Source organism: Neomesorhizobium albiziae (genome assembly GCF_900114255.1).
GTDB classification, from domain to species: domain Bacteria; phylum Pseudomonadota; class Alphaproteobacteria; order Rhizobiales; family Rhizobiaceae; genus Neomesorhizobium; species Neomesorhizobium albiziae.
Genome location: NZ_FOSL01000004.1, coordinates 212,419 through 228,211 on the forward strand (window position 1 = coordinate 212,419; position 15,793 = coordinate 228,211).

16 protein-coding genes are annotated in these 15,793 nt (G+C 63.2%); 6 read left to right on the forward strand and 10 right to left on the reverse strand.

Annotated elements, in window-relative coordinates; genetic code table 11:
- Position 1: 1 nt before the first annotated feature.
- From F3H98_RS09470 to F3H98_RS09515, 10 genes are all read right to left on the reverse strand, one after another.
- Positions 2-961 carry a DUF1402 family protein gene (locus tag F3H98_RS09470; RefSeq protein ID WP_149759894.1) on the reverse strand — a complete coding sequence of 320 codons (960 nt, stop codon included), beginning with the start codon at positions 959-961 and terminating at the stop codon, positions 2-4.
- Between the two features lie 168 nt (positions 962-1,129).
- Entirely contained in the window at positions 1,130-2,443 is a 1,314-nt protein-coding gene (hslU, locus tag F3H98_RS09475; RefSeq protein ID WP_149759895.1) for an ATP-dependent protease ATPase subunit HslU, read from the reverse strand.
- A 1-nt stretch (position 2,444) separates the two neighbouring features.
- Complete coding sequence (locus tag F3H98_RS09480; protein ID WP_149759896.1) at positions 2,445-3,047, reverse strand: DUF2585 domain-containing protein; 603 nt, start codon at positions 3,045-3,047, stop codon at positions 2,445-2,447.
- Between the two features lie 7 nt (positions 3,048-3,054).
- Positions 3,055-3,555, reverse strand: coding sequence for a GNAT family N-acetyltransferase (locus tag F3H98_RS09485; protein WP_149759897.1), 501 nt, complete (start codon positions 3,553-3,555; stop codon positions 3,055-3,057).
- Positions 3,545-4,093 carry an ATP-dependent protease subunit HslV gene (gene hslV, locus F3H98_RS09490; protein ID WP_149759898.1) on the reverse strand — a complete coding sequence of 183 codons (549 nt, stop codon included), beginning with the start codon at positions 4,091-4,093 and terminating at the stop codon, positions 3,545-3,547. Before hslV ends, F3H98_RS09485 begins: the two co-directional genes overlap by 11 nt.
- 195 nt (positions 4,094-4,288) lie before the next feature.
- The gene (locus F3H98_RS09495) at positions 4,289-5,320 is read right to left on the reverse strand and encodes a histone deacetylase family protein (protein WP_149760037.1); all 1,032 of its coding nucleotides are present in this window, start codon (positions 5,318-5,320) and stop codon (positions 4,289-4,291) included.
- A 108-nt stretch (positions 5,321-5,428) separates the two neighbouring features.
- Complete coding sequence (nagA, locus tag F3H98_RS09500; RefSeq protein ID WP_149759899.1) at positions 5,429-6,586, reverse strand: N-acetylglucosamine-6-phosphate deacetylase; 1,158 nt, start codon at positions 6,584-6,586, stop codon at positions 5,429-5,431.
- Entirely contained in the window at positions 6,583-7,593 is a 1,011-nt protein-coding gene (locus F3H98_RS09505; RefSeq protein ID WP_149760038.1) for an SIS domain-containing protein, read from the reverse strand. Before F3H98_RS09505 ends, nagA begins: the two co-directional genes overlap by 4 nt.
- A 17-nt stretch (positions 7,594-7,610) precedes the next feature.
- Positions 7,611-8,396, reverse strand: a complete 786-nt coding sequence (locus F3H98_RS09510; protein ID WP_149759900.1) for a GntR family transcriptional regulator — start codon at positions 8,394-8,396, stop codon at positions 7,611-7,613.
- Positions 8,397-8,399: 3 nt separating this feature from the next.
- A complete protein-coding gene (locus F3H98_RS09515) occupies positions 8,400-9,275 on the reverse strand; it encodes a glucosamine kinase nucleotide-binding domain-containing protein (protein WP_149759901.1) in 876 nt (291 codons plus the stop codon).
- Positions 9,276-9,475: 200 nt separating this feature from the next.
- Here F3H98_RS09515 and F3H98_RS09520 point away from each other — a divergent pair, with 200 nt between their 5' ends.
- The 6 genes from F3H98_RS09520 to F3H98_RS09545 all read left to right on the forward strand — a co-directional run bounded on the left by F3H98_RS09520 (position 9,476) and on the right by F3H98_RS09545 (position 15,763).
- Positions 9,476-10,396 carry an N-acetylmuramic acid 6-phosphate etherase gene (locus tag F3H98_RS09520; protein WP_149759902.1) on the forward strand — a complete coding sequence of 307 codons (921 nt, stop codon included), beginning with the start codon at positions 9,476-9,478 and terminating at the stop codon, positions 10,394-10,396.
- Positions 10,397-10,420: 24 nt separating this feature from the next.
- Complete coding sequence (locus tag F3H98_RS09525; protein WP_149759903.1) at positions 10,421-11,680, forward strand: ABC transporter substrate-binding protein; 1,260 nt, start codon at positions 10,421-10,423, stop codon at positions 11,678-11,680.
- Between the two features lie 214 nt (positions 11,681-11,894).
- Positions 11,895-12,824, forward strand: a complete 930-nt coding sequence (locus tag F3H98_RS09530; RefSeq protein ID WP_149759904.1) for a carbohydrate ABC transporter permease — start codon at positions 11,895-11,897, stop codon at positions 12,822-12,824.
- Between the two features lie 10 nt (positions 12,825-12,834).
- A complete protein-coding gene (locus tag F3H98_RS09535; RefSeq protein WP_149759905.1) occupies positions 12,835-13,674 on the forward strand; it encodes a carbohydrate ABC transporter permease in 840 nt (279 codons plus the stop codon).
- 8 nt (positions 13,675-13,682) lie between these two features.
- Positions 13,683-14,738 (forward strand): Gfo/Idh/MocA family protein, encoded by a 1,056-nt coding sequence (locus tag F3H98_RS09540; RefSeq protein WP_149760039.1) that lies wholly within the window; start codon positions 13,683-13,685, stop codon positions 14,736-14,738.
- Positions 14,739-14,764: 26 nt separating this feature from the next.
- Positions 14,765-15,763, forward strand: a complete 999-nt coding sequence (locus F3H98_RS09545; RefSeq protein ID WP_149759906.1) for an ABC transporter ATP-binding protein — start codon at positions 14,765-14,767, stop codon at positions 15,761-15,763.
- Positions 15,764-15,793 lie beyond the last annotated feature (30 nt).

A 15,793-nucleotide genomic window follows, 5' to 3' on the forward strand; every position in this document is an offset into this window, starting at 1 on the left:
TCTAGAATAGCGCGCTGAGTTCCGGCAGCTTTTCGTTCACCAGCCAGCCATAGTAGTTTTCTTCCGGCAGTTTCGGCGGCTCGCCGGCGATCAGGCGCCTGTCGTTTTCTGCCTTGAGCGCATAGGCCCGCGCCTCCGGATTGCCGACATTGTAGAGCGTCGCGGTGATTCCAGGATTCTGCGAGATATCGAAGCCGGCGATGGTGCGGTAGGAATCGATCGATTTCTTCAGCGTGGCCGCCACATAGGGCAGCGTCAGGTCTGGATCCATGATGGTTTCGTAGACGCGGTTCGGATCATGTGCGTCGAGCTTGGGAAGCCCGGAAACACGGCTCACCATGTCGCTCATCTGCAGCGCGGTCAGCGGGTTGAGCTGGCCGATGCCGAAAGTCTGGCCCGCATAAAGGGGCTGGAAGAAGGTTGCGCTGAAGCGGTCGTTAGGGAAGCTTACGCCGCCGACCTGCTTGCCGCGAAAAGATGTGTTCCACACCGTTTCCCGGCAGGTCCACAGTTCGTAACTGCCGCTCGCGGCTTCGCACACGGCGAATTCGGGCCGCGCCACGAAGTCGGTGATGTCCTCGCCGCCATAGCTGAATGTCAGCCTGTTGCTGAGATAGGAGACCGCCTTGACGTAATAGGTCTGAAGCCGGTCGTAGGCATCGACATTGTAGGTGTGCTCGCCGACGATGGCGCCGACGATGTGTATCGGATCGATGCCGTAGGCCGCCGCCGCCTGCTTGATCTTGGACCGCAGCTTGCTGTCGTTCTTCAGCAAGGCGTAGACCTTGCGGTACTTGGCTTCGTAACTGGTGTTGTTGGCCTTGGTGCGCTTTGCCGATGCGCCCGGAACGCTTGGCTGGTCGGGATAATGGTTGCCGGGCGGCACAAGCGTGGCGGCCTGCGAAGCATGCAGCCCCATCGCCAGGAACAGGCAAGACAGAAGAAGAGAAGACCGTTTCATGCGCCGCCGCAACGTTAACCCAAGCATGACCGCAGATATCACGCATGCCGGAGGGGTGATAGCCGCCTTAACTAGGCAACGTCTCTGATCAAGTCGAGAAATAGTTGCCCGGCCGTTAGGCCAGGCAATGTTTCGCCAAGGGTTGTAAATGTCCGCGCCCGGCCCCCCTTACAGGATGAACCGCGACAAATCCGTATTCCTGGCAAGGTCGCCGACATGCTTGCTTACATAGTCGGCGTCGATGGTGACCGACTGGCCGGAACGGTCCGGTGCGTTGAACGAAATCTCGTCGAGCACCCTTTCCATCACCGTCTGCAGCCGGCGCGCGCCGATGTTCTCGACGGTCGCATTGAGGTCGACCGCGATGCCGGCGAGCGAATCGATGGCGTCGTCGGTGAATTCGAGCTTCACGCCCTCCGTCTCCATCAGCGCGATATACTGCTTGATCAGGCTGGCTTCGGTCTCGGTCAGGATGCGGACGAAGTCGTTTTTCTCCAGCGCGCGCAGCTCGACGCGGATCGGCAGGCGGCCCTGCAGTTCCGGCAGAAGGTCGGACGGTTTGGCCACATGGAAGGCGCCTGACGCGATGAACAGGATGTGGTCGGTCTTGATCGGCCCGTATTTGGTGGCGACCGTGGTGCCTTCGACCAGCGGCAGCAGATCGCGCTGCACGCCCTCGCGAGAGACGCCGGCGCCCATGCCGCCGTCGCGCGCTGCGATCTTGTCGATCTCGTCGAGAAAAACGATGCCGTCGTTTTCGGTCGAGGACAGAGCCTTCTGCACAACCTCGTCCTGATCGAGCAGCTTGTCGGATTCGTCGTTGATCAGCTGCGAATAGGATTGCTTGACGGTGGTCTTCAGCGTCTTGGTGCGCTTGCCGCCCATCGCCTTGGACAACATGTCGTTGATGTTGAGCACGCCGATATTGGCGCCCGGCATGCCGGGAATCTCGAAGCCGGGCATGCCTCCGGTGCCGGTGTCGGCGATCTCGATCTCGATTTCCTTGTCGTCGAGTTCGCCGTCGCGCAGCTTCTTGCGGAAACTGTCGCGTGTAGCCGGGCTGGCCGTCTTGCCGACCAGGGCTTCCAGCACCCGCTCCTCGGCGTTGATATGAGCGCGCGCCTTGACGTCCTCGCGCATCTTGTCGCGCACGAGGCCGATCGCCACCTCGACGAGGTCGCGCACGATCTGCTCGACGTCGCGGCCGACATAACCGACTTCGGTGAACTTGGTGGCCTCGACCTTGATGAAGGGCGCGCCGGCAAGCCTTGCCAGGCGGCGCGATATCTCGGTCTTGCCGACGCCGGTCGGCCCGATCATCAGGATGTTCTTCGGCATCACCTCTTCGCGCATCTCGCCTTCGAGCTGCTGGCGCCGCCAGCGGTTGCGCAACGCGATGGCCACGGCGCGCTTGGCGTCGTTCTGGCCGATGATGTGCCGGTCGAGTTCGGAAACGATTTCACGGGGGGAGAAGGTGCTCATATCACTGTAATCCACTTTGCCACTGCCGGATGGACTCAAACGGATGCAGCAGCATGATCACGTTGAGCGTCAGATTGTCCCGGATGAGATAGCCCGTGCCGATCTCGAAGATCAGGGCAAGCGCGACGATCACCCATATAGGTAGCCTTGCGGCCATCACAAAGCCCAGCACCATTGCCAGCGTATCGGACACCGAATTGATGATGCTGTCGCCGTAATAGTCGAGGGAAATGGTCCCTTCCCGGTAACGGTTGATGATAAAATCGCTGTTTTCGAGGAGTTCCCAGGCACCCTCTATGACGATTGCGGGCAAAAGCCGAAACCACAGCGGCATTTTCGGGAAAAGGAACCAGGTCAGCGCATAGAACAGAAAGCCGTGAATGATGTGCGAGGGCGTGTACCAGTCGGAGATGTGTTGGGAGTTTTCCGAACTCATCACCACGCCATGCCACAGCTTGACATAGCCACATTCGCAGATCGGAGTGCGCCCCATGGCGTAGAGAATGGCCGCCTGCAGGACGATCAGGCCGACAGCGACCAGCACGCCGATCCGCCAGGCGCCGTCGAACGCCGTTTTCTCCGTGCCGGCTCCGGATGGGCTCATGGGCGGCTCATTCCTCTCCGGCGTCGCGCGCCATCATGAGGGCTGGACCATACACCGAGCTGCGGGTGTCGAAAGCATGGAAGCCCGCCTTTTCATAGGCCCGGATGGCCCTTGCATTGGCCGGATCGGGATCGATGATCACGCGCGGGGTACCCTCGGCGAAAAGCTCATCGACGAACTGGCGCAGGGCCGCCGAACCGTGGCCGACGCCCACCAGCTCCGCTGGCCCGATCGACAGGTCGACGCCGAGCGTGCCGAAAGGCTGGTCCTGGTAGGGGTGGTCATCCTCCAGATGCGGGTCGTAACTCTGCAGGTAGCCGATGGGCCTGCCGTCGAGCTCGATGATCAGCGGCTCGACCGAGACGCTGTCGATATGTCCGGCTATCTCGGCGATCTCCGTCTCCGGATCGTCCCACCACTCGGCGACATGCGGCTCGGCGAGCCAGCCGGCGATCATCGGCAGGTCGGCCTCGGTGACGGGCCGGAAGTCGTATCGGTTACGCGGCATCGATGGTTTCGACGACAACGTTGTGGTTGGTATAGACGCAGATATCGGCAGCGATCTGCATTGCCTTGCGGGCGATTTCTTCCGCGTCGTTGTCGGTGTCCATCAGGGCGCGCGCCGCGGCGAGCGCATAATTGCCGCCCGAGCCGATGGCCATCACGCCATGCTCTGGCTCAAGCACGTCGCCGGTGCCGGTGAGCGCCAGGGAAACGTTTTTGTCTGCCACCAGCATCATCGCCTCGAGACGGCGCAGATAACGATCGGTGCGCCAGTCCTTGGCGAGTTCGACGCAGGCGCGCGTCAGCTGGTCGGGATATTGCTCGAGCTTGGCCTCGAGACGCTCGAGAAGGGTGAAGGCGTCGGCCGTGGCGCCGGCGAAGCCGGCAATGACGTTACCCTTGCCGAGGCGGCGAACCTTCTTGGCGTTGCCCTTCATCACGGTCTGGCCGAGGCTTACCTGGCCGTCGCCGGCAATGACGACCTTGCCGCCCTTGCGCACGGTCACGATCGTGGTGGCGTGCATGCTCAACTCATTCGACATGTATTGCTCCGATGTCGCGCGGTCCCATACGGCAACCGCACGGTACGAGGGATGGTTGCGGCCCCTACGTATGCACCGTTTCCGAAAAATACAAACCCCGCGTCGGCGGCGGAACGATGGCCGGTTGCGTGAAAAGGGCGGCAACTCCGGCCGCCCCTTCTCCGTTTTCGCGGGCTGCGGGCCGCTCCGGCAGGATTAGCGGCCCTCGAAGCCGGTGAGCACGCCGACCGCGTTGACGCCGATCTCGTCGACGGCGTAGCCGCCCTCCATGACGAACAGCGTCGGCAGGTTGAGTTTGGCGATGCGCCGGCCGATCTTCGGATAGTCCGCCGACTTCAGCTTGAAATGGCTGATCGGATCCTTTTCGAAGGTGTCGACGCCAAGCGAAACGACGACCACGTCCGGGGAATAGGCGGCCAGTTTTTCGCAGGCATCGTCGAGCGAGGCGCTCCAGGCATCCCATGCCGTGCCGAAGGGCATCGGGTAGTTGTGGTTGAAGCCTTCGCCGGGGCCGGCACCCCTTTCGTCTGCATGGCCGAGGAAGAAGGGATATTCGGTCATCGGGTCGCCATGTAGGTTGATGACCTGGACGTCGGCACGGTCGTAGAAGATCTCCTGGGTGCCGTTGCCATGGTGATAGTCGACGTCGAGCACGGTAACGCGGGCCGCACCCTGGTCGCGGAACCATTGCGCGGCGACCGCGGCGTTGTTGATGAAGCAGTAACCGCCCATGAAGGCGGCGCCCGCATGATGGCCGGGCGGGCGGCAAAGCGCAAAGGCGGCGCGTTCGCCGGCTTTCACCAGATGGGCGGCGGTCAACCCCACGTCATGTGACGACTTGATCGCATCCCAGGTGCCTTTGACGAAGCTGGCGCCGCCGTCGAAGGAATAGAAGCCGAGCAGAGCCTCGATTGTCCTTGGCGCGACGTCGCCACGCAAGCCGCGCGTCGGCCAGGTGAAGGGAATGGCGGAGCCCGTCTTGCCGGCGGCTTCCCAGCGCTCCCAGACGGTCGGCAGGAAATCGATGTAGTCGGCGCGGTGAACGCGTTTCGCCAGCGCGACATCGTGGGATTCGGGTGGGAGGATAGGACCGAGCTTTTCCGTTTCCACGCGCGCCTTGATGATTTCGGCGCGCGACGGCTTTTCGAAACCCGGCACGATTTCGCCGGCGACGAGTTCCATCTGGCCGGAATGGCCGGCGTGAAGCGGCGAGAATACTGTTTTCATCATGTCCCCTGCTGGCTGAGTTCCGGCGAAGCTAACCGCAGGCCTTGGTCCATCTCAAGTCCGGCAAGGCTGGGCCAGGGAAACGGGTTGGAAAAAGGTGCGTTGTCTTCAGGCTTCCGGGCCGAAAACTTTCTGCCCGTCGATCCAGACGCCCAGCACATCGAGGTCGTCAGACAGATGGACAAAATTGGCGGTGGAGCCTCTCGCCAACCGTCCGTGCCGGTTTTCGACGCCCATCGCCCGTGCGGGATAGAGCGACGCCATCCGCAGCGCCTCCTCGAGCGGAAGGTCGATGGTCCGGTGCATGAAGCGCACGGCCGAAATCATGTCGAGATCGGCGCCAGCCAGCGTGCCGTTCTCCAGGCGCAAGCTGCCGTTCTCGCGCTTGATCAGGCGGCCGTTCAGCGTGAACGACTTCATGTCGGTCCCGATGGTTGCCATCGCGTCGGTGACGAGGAAGATGCCGGCCGGCCCATTCTTGGCGTTGAGCGCGATGCGGATGGTGGCGGGATCGACGTGGATACCATCGGCGATTAGGCCGGCATGCAGCGTGCCGGTGTTTATGGCGGCGCCCGCCAGGCCCGCTTCGCGGTTGCCGATCTGGCTCATCGCATTGAAGAGATGGGTGACCATCGAGGCGCCCGCCGCGGCCGCGGCCGAAGCTGTCGTGTAAGTCGTGTCGGAATGGCCGAGACTGACGACAATGCCGTCAGCCGCAAGCCGCGCGATGCGCTCCGGCGTAACCGATTCCGGCGCGACCGTCGTCAGGAGGTGCGGCACCTTGCGATGCGCCGCGATCAGCGCCGCCTCGTCTGCGTCGCTCATCGGGCGAATCAAGGCAGGGTCATGCGCGCCCTTGCGGGCGAGCGACAGATGCGGGCCTTCGAGGTGAAGGCCGAGGAAGCCCGGCACGTGCCGCCGTGCTGCTTCCGCGCCCGCCTCCACCGCCGCGGCGGTGATTTCGCGGGTGTCGGTGATGAGGGTCGCTAGCAATGCCGTGGTGCCGAACGGCGCGTGGGCAGCGCAGATGGTGCGGATCGTTTCGACGTCCTGGCGGTCGTTGAGCATAACGCCGCCGCCGCCATTGACCTGCAGGTCGATAAAGCCGGGGACGAGCATGCCCCCCGCGAAATCCACTTTTTGGACGCTGGACGGAAGGGCATCGACCGTCTCGACCATGTCGCCGCGCACTGTCAGCGTGGCATTCTCGTGCCAGGCATTGCCGTCGAAGATACGTGCGCCGGTAAAGGCGGTCGGGGCGCTCATCGGGTTTCGGTCACCTTCTTGAGATTTCGCGGTTCGTCGGGATTGAGGCCGCGATGGCGGGCGAAGGCCTCCACGAAGGCGTAGAACGAAACGACCAGCGCCAGTGGATCGGTGAGCGGGTGGCCGGTGGCGGCAAACGGCAGCCGGGTTGCGTTCCTGGCAAGGTCGCTGGTCATGAAAACGGTTGCCTCTTTGGCGCCCAGCGCCTCGGCGGTCTCGGCCATCGACGGTTCGGAACGGTCGCGGGCGGCGAGAGCCAGCACAGGGAAGCCTGGCGTCACCAACGCCCACGGACCGTGCATGACTTCGGCAGCACTGTAGGCCTCGGCGTGTACGCCGCAGGTTTCCTTGAACTTCAGGGCCGCTTCGTTGGCGATGGCGAAGGACGGGCCGCGGCCTAGAATGAACAGCGAGTTTCCGTCATCGAGCGCGCCGGCGAGCCGGCTCCAGTCGCAGGCAACCGCCTTGCTGAAATGTTTCGGCAGCTCGCCAAGCGCTGCAAGCAAATCCTCGTCTTCGGTGCAGTGCGCCAGCAGCGCGAGGCCTGCCACGGCCGAATTGACGAAGGTTTTGGTCGCGGCGACGCTTTTTTCCACGCCGGCGGCAATATCGATGGAGTGGTCCGAGGCCCGCGCCAACGGGGAATCGGCGGTGTTGGTCAGTGCGACGGTCAGGGCGCCGCCGCGCTTTGCCTCCTCGGCCATGGCGACGATATCCGGGCTTTTGCCTGATTGCGAGATCGCCAGGCAGGCCGAACCCGCCAGCCTCAGCTTGGCGCCGTAGATGGAAGCGACCGAGGGGCCCACCGAGGCGACCGGGATGCCGGCGGTGAGCTCGACCGCGTATTTCATGAAGGAAGCGACGTGGTCGGAGGAGCCGCGCGCCACGGTGACGAGGAACGCCGGGTTGCGGGCGCGGATATCGCGTCCGGCCTCGGCAAGCGCCTTGCTGGAAAAGTCGAGCAGCCGCGCGGTCGCGTCCGGGATCTCCCTGATCTCCCGTATCATGTGGGTTTCGGTTGCGGTCACTGTCCGTCTCCAATCGCTTCGCTGCCGCCGAGCCTCAGTTCGGCGACAAAATCATAGGCGTCGCCCCGATAGATGGAGCGGGTGAATTCGATGACGCGGCCGGTGGCGAGGTAGGAAATGCGCTCGATGCGCAAGCTCGCCGAGCCGGCCGGGACGTCGAGAAGCCGTGCGTCGGCCTCGCCGAGATTGGCGGCCGAAATGCGCTGCACCGCCCGCGACGGGCGGTTGCCGGTCTTTTCCAGCGCCATGTAGAGCGAGGTGGTGACTGCCTCGGGATCGGGCAGCACCGCGGTAGACAGCGACGCGCGCTCGATCGCCAGCGGCGTGTCGTCGGCGATACGCAGGCGCGATACCCGCGCGACGAGTTCCTTGGCCGACAAGCCAAGCACCATCATCTCGTCCGGCGACGGCGGATAGACGCCGCGGTCGAGCCATTCCGACCGCACCGTCATGCCGCGCCGCGCCATGTCCTCGGTAAAGGAGGTGAGCCGCGACAGCGACTGCTCGACGCGGTCCATGCGCGGGGCGACGAAAGTGCCGGAACCGTGACGCTGGATCAGGACGCCGCCCTTGACCAGGTCCTGAACCGCCTTGCGCACGGTGACGCGCGAGATGTCGGCCTTGAGGGCGATGTCGCGCTCGGACGGCAGTGCATCACCGGGACCGATGATGCCGCGCTGGACCGCATCCTCGATGGTCTTCTTCAGCCTGAGATAGAGCGGTGCGCCCTGCTGGCCGGTTTCCTTGACCGTCGTGAAAATCTGGTCCGCGAGGTCAGCCATCGGTCAGCCATTCCCCTTGCTGCCGAAATACCGCGCCGCCATCGAGACCGCGCCGCCCAGTGCGTCGTCCTTCGGCGGCTTCAGAAGCGCGCTGTATCGCGCCGAAAGCAGCGGCGCATAGAGCGGCGCCAGTCCGCCCAGCAGGCAAAGCGGATCGCCTTCGCGCAGATCGAGAACATTGAGCGCGGCTTCGACGTCGCTTACCGCCTTGTCGACGATCCAAGCCGCGACGATGTCGCCTTTGGCGGCATGTTCGAATACTTTCGGCGCGAAGCCGCCGAAATCGCCCGGCTTGGCGTTGGTGGTAAATTCCACCACGGCCTCGGGATTGTTGCGGAAGACGGCCATCATCTCGTCGGTCAGGGGCGAAGCGGGCCGGATGCCGTCATGGGCAAGCAACGTCTGTTCCAGGAGGTCGCGGCCGACGCGGGCGCCGCTGCCCTGGTCGCCAACCTGGAAACCCCAGCCGCCGATCGGACGCGCCTTGCCGTTGTGGCGGGCCATGTAAGCAGTGCCCGTGCCGAGGATGGCCATGGCGCCGTCGCCGGACCCCACAGCGCCTTCCAGTGCGATTTCGGCGTCGGTTTCGACGCGGCTGCCGGCGAAAGGCAGGATCGCTTCGAGCTGCTGCCGGTACGTGCCGACATTGGCGCCGGCGAGGCCGAGCACGGCGCCGGCTTGCGGGACGAGGTCGGGATCCCTGCCGGCATCGATGAAGGCCAGCCGCGCGGCATCGACGATATTTGTCCGGGCGCCGGTGAGGTCGGTGCGGATGTTGGCGGCGCCGCTCTTGGCGCGGCCGATCACGGCGCCGTCCGCCGTTGCCAGCGCTGCCCTGCAGCTGGTGCCGCCGCCATCGATGCCGAGCACATATTCCACGGAAATCTCCTCTTATCGGAATAATACCAATAAAATACCAATAGCCAAGCGTTAATTTGCTGCACTGGCATTTTCATCATTTAAGTCATTGCAAATTCGGGCATTTTAGCGGGCTGAGCGTTATGGCTTTAAAAAAATTCGTTAACGTTGCTGGACAAGTGGTATTTTTTTGGTATTGTCCATTCGACGGGAGGAATGGAATGGCCGTGAAGCGGACAGAACAACAGCACCCAATGGCCGACGGGCTGGATTTGCAGCCACCCGAAGCCGTGCTCCGCTTCCTCGCCGAAGCCCAGATAGAAGCCGCAGGCGCAGTGCTCGGCGCCATCGATTCGATAGCGAAGGCATCTGCGATCGCAGCCGAAACGCTGCGTAGCGGCGGCAGGCTGGCCTATGCCGCGGCCGGAAGTTCCGGCCTGATGGCGCTCGCCGACGCGCTGGAACTGCCGGGAACATTCGGCATCCCGCGTAACCGCATCGTCGTGATGCTGGCCGGCGGCCTCGAGGCGCTGAGCAATCTTGCCGGCGCGCCGGAAGACGATGCCGAACAGGCTGCGCTGGATGTGGCCGATGCCGGCCTTTCCGAGGGCGATTGCCTGATCGTGCTGTCGGCCAGCGGCTCTACGCCCTACGCCGTCGCAGCACTCGAGCAGGCGCGCCGCCGCAAGCTGAAAACCATCGCCATCGCCAACAATCCGGACACCCCGATCGTCAATCTTGCCGACGCTGGCATCGTGCTGGCGACGCCGCCGGAACTGATCGCCGGTTCGACCCGCATGGGCGCCGGCACGTCGCAGAAGATAGCGCTCAACATGCTGTCGACGCTGATGGCGATAAAGCTCGGTCATGTGCATGACGGCTACATGGTCAACCTGCACGCCGACAATCTGAAGCTCAGGGAGCGCGCTGCCCGCATCGTCGCGGCGATCAGCGGCTGCGACCAGGAGACCGCCGCCGCCTGGCTCGAAAAGGCCGGCGGCTCGGTGAAGACAGCCGTGCTTCTAGCCGCCGGAGCCGGCGACCGGAACACGGCGAATGGGCTGCTCGAACGTACCGGCCAAAAACTCAGGCCGGCGCTTTCCGAGCTGGAGGGGAGCTCGCGCTCTCAACATGGAACCTGAACAAGGTCAACAGGGAGAACGGAAATGACAAGAAAGACTTTGACGGCGCTTCTTCTGGGGTCGAGCATTCTCGGCTCCGCGGGAACCGCCTTTGCGCAGGACGTGACGCTCAACATCGAAAGCTGGCGCAACGACGACCTCACCATCTGGCAGGAAAAGCTGATCCCTGCCTTCGAGGCCGCCAATCCCGGCATTAAGGTGGTGTTCGCCCCGTCGGCGCCAACCGAATACAACGCCGCGCTGAACGCCAAGCTCGACGCAGGCTCGGCCGGCGACCTGATCACCTGCCGTCCGTTCGACGCCTCGCTCGAACTCTACAACAAGGGCCATCTCGCCGACCTGACCAGCCTGCCCGGCATGGAGAACTTCTCCGACGTGGCGAAATCCGCCTGGCAGACCGACGATGGCAAGGCGGCCTTCTGCGTGCCGATGGCTTCGGTGATCCACGGCTTCATCTACAACAAGGAAGCGTTCGAAAAGCTCGGCATCACGCCGCCGGCGACCGAAGCGGAATTCTTCGCAGCCCTCGACAAGATCAAGGCTGACGGCACCTACATCCCGATGGCGATGGGCACCAAGGATCTCTGGGAAGCCGCGACCATGGGCTATCAGAACATCGGCCCGAACTACTGGAAGGGTGAGGAAGGCCGCCTGGCGCTGATCAAGGGCGAGCAGAAGCTGACCGACAAGGACTGGGTCGAGCCCTATGCGACACTGGCCAAGTGGAAGGATTATCTGGGCGACGGTTTCGAGGCCCAGAGCTATCCGGACAGCCAGAACCTGTTCACGCTCGGTCGCGCCGCCATCTACCCCGCCGGCTCCTGGGAAATCTCGGGCTTCAACACGCAGGCGCAGTTCAAGATGGGCGCCTTCCCGCCGCCGGTGCGCAATGCCGGCGACACCTGCTACATCTCCGACCACAACGACATCGGTGTCGGCCTGAATGCCAAGAGCAAGAACCCGGAAGCCGCCAAGAAGCTGCTCTCCTGGATCGCCTCGCCGGAATTCGCCACCATCTACGCCAACGCGCTGCCGGGCTTCTTCAGCCTGTCGTCGACAGCGGTGAAGATGGAAGACCCGCTGGCGCAGGAATTCGTCTCCTGGCGCGAAAAATGCAAGCCGACGATTCGCTCGACCTATCAGATCCTGTCGCGCGGCACACCGAACCTCGAGAACGAGACCTGGGTGGAATCGGCCAACGTGATCAACGGCACCGATACGCCGGAAGTTGCGGCCAAGAAGCTGCAGGACGGCCTCGACAGCTGGTACAAGCCGGCGAAGTAAGCTGACGGCGGGCGGCGCTGCCGCCCGCCTCAAGATTTCGATTGTTGATGCCGCTTCTCACGCTTACCCTCTCCCTGCAACTGCGGGGAGAGGGGATCGCCGGCGTTGCAGCCAATCTCCCTCCCCCGCATGTGCGGGAAGGTGCCGGCAGGTCGTGAAAAGCATCTTTTCCGAAAATTTGTCCGACCCCCAAAGGACGGCGGGGCCCGAAGCCATGGCCGAAACCACAGCCCAGAGAAGACCCGTGCGCTGGCACATCGCGGTGTTTCTTGCGCCGGCGGTGCTTATCTACACTGCGGTGATGATCCTGCCGCTTTTCGGCACCTTGCAGCTGTCGCTGTTCCGCACGGTCGACAACGTCCCGGTCTTCGCGGGTTTCGACAACTTCCGCATGCTATTCGGCGACCCGCGCTGGTCCGCCAATTTCTGGAACGCGCTCGGCAACAACACCTGGTTCTTCATCATCCACATGCTGGTGCAGAACCCCATCGGCGTGGTTCTGGCCGCACTGCTCTCCAGTCCCAAGCTGCGGTTTTCCGCCTTCTACCGGACGGCGATCTTCATCCCGACCATCCTTTCCTTCGTCATTGTCGGGTTCGCCTGGAAGCTGATCCTGTCGCCGCTATGGGGCGTGGCGCCCAACGTGCTCGACCTGGTCGGGCTGAAGAGCCTGTTCGTACCTTGGCTCGGCAAGGAGGAATATGCGCTGACGACGCTTGGTCTGATCTCGGTCTGGCAGTTTGTCGGTATTCCAATGATGCTGATCTACGCGGCACTGCTGTCGATCCCCGACGAGGTGATCGAGGCGGCCGAATGCGACGGCATCACCGGCATGGCGCAGTTCTGGAAGATAAAGCTGCCACTGATCCTGCCGTCGATCGGCATCATTTCGATCCTCACCTTCGTCGGCAACTTCAACGCCTTCGACCTGATCTACTCGGCGCAAGGGGCGCTAGCGGGACCGAACTACGCGACCGATATTCTCGGCACGTTCCTCTACCGCACCTTCTTCGGCTTCCAGTTGCAGGTCGGCGACCGCAACATGGGCGCGACCATCGCCTCGATGATGTTCTTCATCATCCTGGCCGGCGTCTGCGTCTATCTGTTCACCATCCAGACGCGGCTCCGCCGCTACCAGTATTGAGGAGCGCGGCATGAGCAAGGCGACCTCCTCTCCCGTCCGCACGATCGCTGCTCACGCGGTGCTGCTTGCCTACACGGTGATCGCGCTGTTTCCGGTGCTGGTCATCGTCATCAACGCATTCAAGTCGCGCAACGCGATCTTCCGCACGCCGCTGATGCCGCCGACACCGGAGACCTTCGATCTCGTCGGCTTCCGCACTGTTCTGGCGCAGGGGGATTTCTTCCTCTACTTCCAGAACAGCCTGATCGTGACGGTGGTTTCGCTGTTCCTGGTGCTGTTGTTCGGTGCGATGGCGGCGTTCGCGCTGTCGGAATACCGCTTCAAGGGCAACACGCTGATGGGCCTCTATCTTGCTCTCGGCATCATGATCCCGATCCGCCTCGGCACCGTCGCTATCCTGCAATTGATGGTGGCGAGCGGCCTGGTCAACACGCTGACGGCGCTGATCCTCGTCTACACAGCGCAAGGCCTGCCGCTGGCGGTGTTCATCCTGTCGGAGTTCATGAAGCAGGTTTCCGACGACCTGAAGAACGCCGGCCGCATCGACGGGCTCTCCGAATACACGATCTTCTTCCGGCTGGTGCTGCCGCTGGTGCGTCCGGCGATGGCGACGGTCGCCGTGTTCACCATGATCCCGATCTGGAACGATTTGTGGTTCCCGCTGATCCTGGCTCCGTCGGAGGAGACCAAGACGGTTACGCTCGGCGCGCAGATATTCATCGGCCAGTACGTCACCAACTGGAACGCCGTGCTGGCGGCGCTGTCGCTGGCGATCGTGCCGGTGCTGGTGCTCTATCTCATCTTCTCGCGGCAGCTGATCCGCGGCATCACGGCGGGAGCGGTCAAGTGAGTTCGACCATGGAAAAGCCGCTGCGCGTGCTGGTGGCGGGGCTCGGCAACATGGGCAGGAGCCATGCGCTCGCCTACCACAACAATCCGGGCTTCCAGATCGCAGCACTTGTCAACCGATCGGGCACGGCACCGGCCGGGGAACTGTCGGGTTATCCGATGCGTCGCTCCTTCGATGAGGCGCTGCGCGAATTGCAGCCGGACGTCGCCTCGATCAACACCTATTCCGATAGCCATGCCGACTATGCGGTGAAGGCGCTGGAGGCCGGCGCGCATGTGTTCGTGGAAAAGCCGCTGGCGACCACGGTGGCTGACGCCGAGCGCGTCGTCGCGGCGGCGCGCGCCAATGGCCGGAAGCTGGCGGTGGGTTACATCCTGCGTCACCATCCTTCCTGGATGCGGCTGATCGCCGAGGCGCGGGCGCTGGGCGGGCCGTTCGTGTTCCGCATGAACCTGAACCAGCAGTCCTCCGGCCACACCTGGGACACGCACAAGCAGTTGATGCAGACGACGTCGCCGATCGTCGACTGCGGCGTACATTATCTCGACGTGATGTGCCAGATCACCGACGCCAAACCGGTCGAGGTGCGTGGCATGGGGCTGCGGCTCACCGGCGAGATCGACCCCAACATGTACAATTACGGCCACCTGCAGGTGCTGTTCGACGACGGTTCGGTCGGCTGGTACGAGGCCGGCTGGGGGCCGATGATGTCGGAAACCGCGTTCTTCGTGAAGGATGTCATCTCGCCGAATGGCTCTGTCTCGATCGTCATGAGCGACAGCGCCAGATCGGATGATATCGACGCGCACACCAAGACCAACGTGATCCGCGTGCATCGGGCCAAGACCGGGGCGGACGGGAAATTCGTGCACGCCGACGAGAACCTGTCGATGAAGGACGAACCCGACCATCAGGGCCTTTGCGACCGCGAACAGGCCTTCGTGCTGAAGGCGATCCGCGAGGACCTCGACCTTGGCCGTCACATGGACGATGCGGTGAAGTCGCTCGCCGTCTGCCTTGCCGCCGACGAAAGCGTGCGCTCCGGCCGCGCCGTCCGTCTCTAGAAAAACTCCGGAACGGGAACGAAGCCGTGGGCTCTCTCAAAATCGAAAATGTGAAGAAAAGCTTCGGCAAGGTCGACGTGCTGAAAGGCATCGACCTGGAGGTTAGGGATGGCGAGTTCGTCGTCTTCGTCGGCCCGTCGGGTTGCGGCAAGTCCACGCTGTTGCGCATTATCGCCGGACTGGAAGATCTCACCGCCGGCGACGTGAAAATCGATGGCGAAAAAGTCGATCATGTGCCGCCGGCCAAGCGCGGCATTGCCATGGTGTTCCAGACCTACGCGCTCTACCCGCATCTTTCGGTGCGCAACAATATGGGCTTGGGGCTGAAGCAGGCGGGAACGCCGGCAGCCGAGATCGAGAAGCGCATTGCCGCCTCGTCGGCGATGCTGTCGCTGGAACCCTATCTGGAGCGGCGTCCGGCCGAGCTTTCCGGTGGACAGCGCCAGCGCGTCGCCATCGGCCGGGCGCTGGTGCGCGAGCCGAAGCTGTTCCTGTTCGACGAGCCGCTGTCCAACCTCGATGCGGCTTTGCGTGTCAACACGCGGCTGGAGATCGCGCAGCTGCACCGTCGGCTGAAGGCGACGATGATCTATGTGACGCACGATCAGGTCGAGGCGATGACGCTGGCCGACAAGATCGTGGTGCTGAACGGCGGCCGGATCGAGCAGGTAGGCGGTCCCATGGAACTATATAATTCGCCGGCGAATGAATTCGTCGCCGGCTTCATCGGATCGCCGAAAATGAACTTCATCGACGGGGCGCGGCTCGGCGAAACCGCCAAGACCATCGGCGTCAGGCCAGAGCACCTTACCGTCGACGCCAAGAACGGCACGTGGAAAGGCACAGTCATTCATGCGGAACATCTCGGCGCCGACACCAATCTCTATATCGACACGGAGAAAGCGGGGCTGCTGACGGTGCGCATCTTCGGCGTCTACAACGCCGAGCCTGGCGCAACCGTCTACGCTACGCCTGAACCCGGAAAGACATACAGGTTTGGCAGCGACGGCAAGGTCGTGGCATAACCAACCGCAATGTTACGCCGCTCAGGCGAC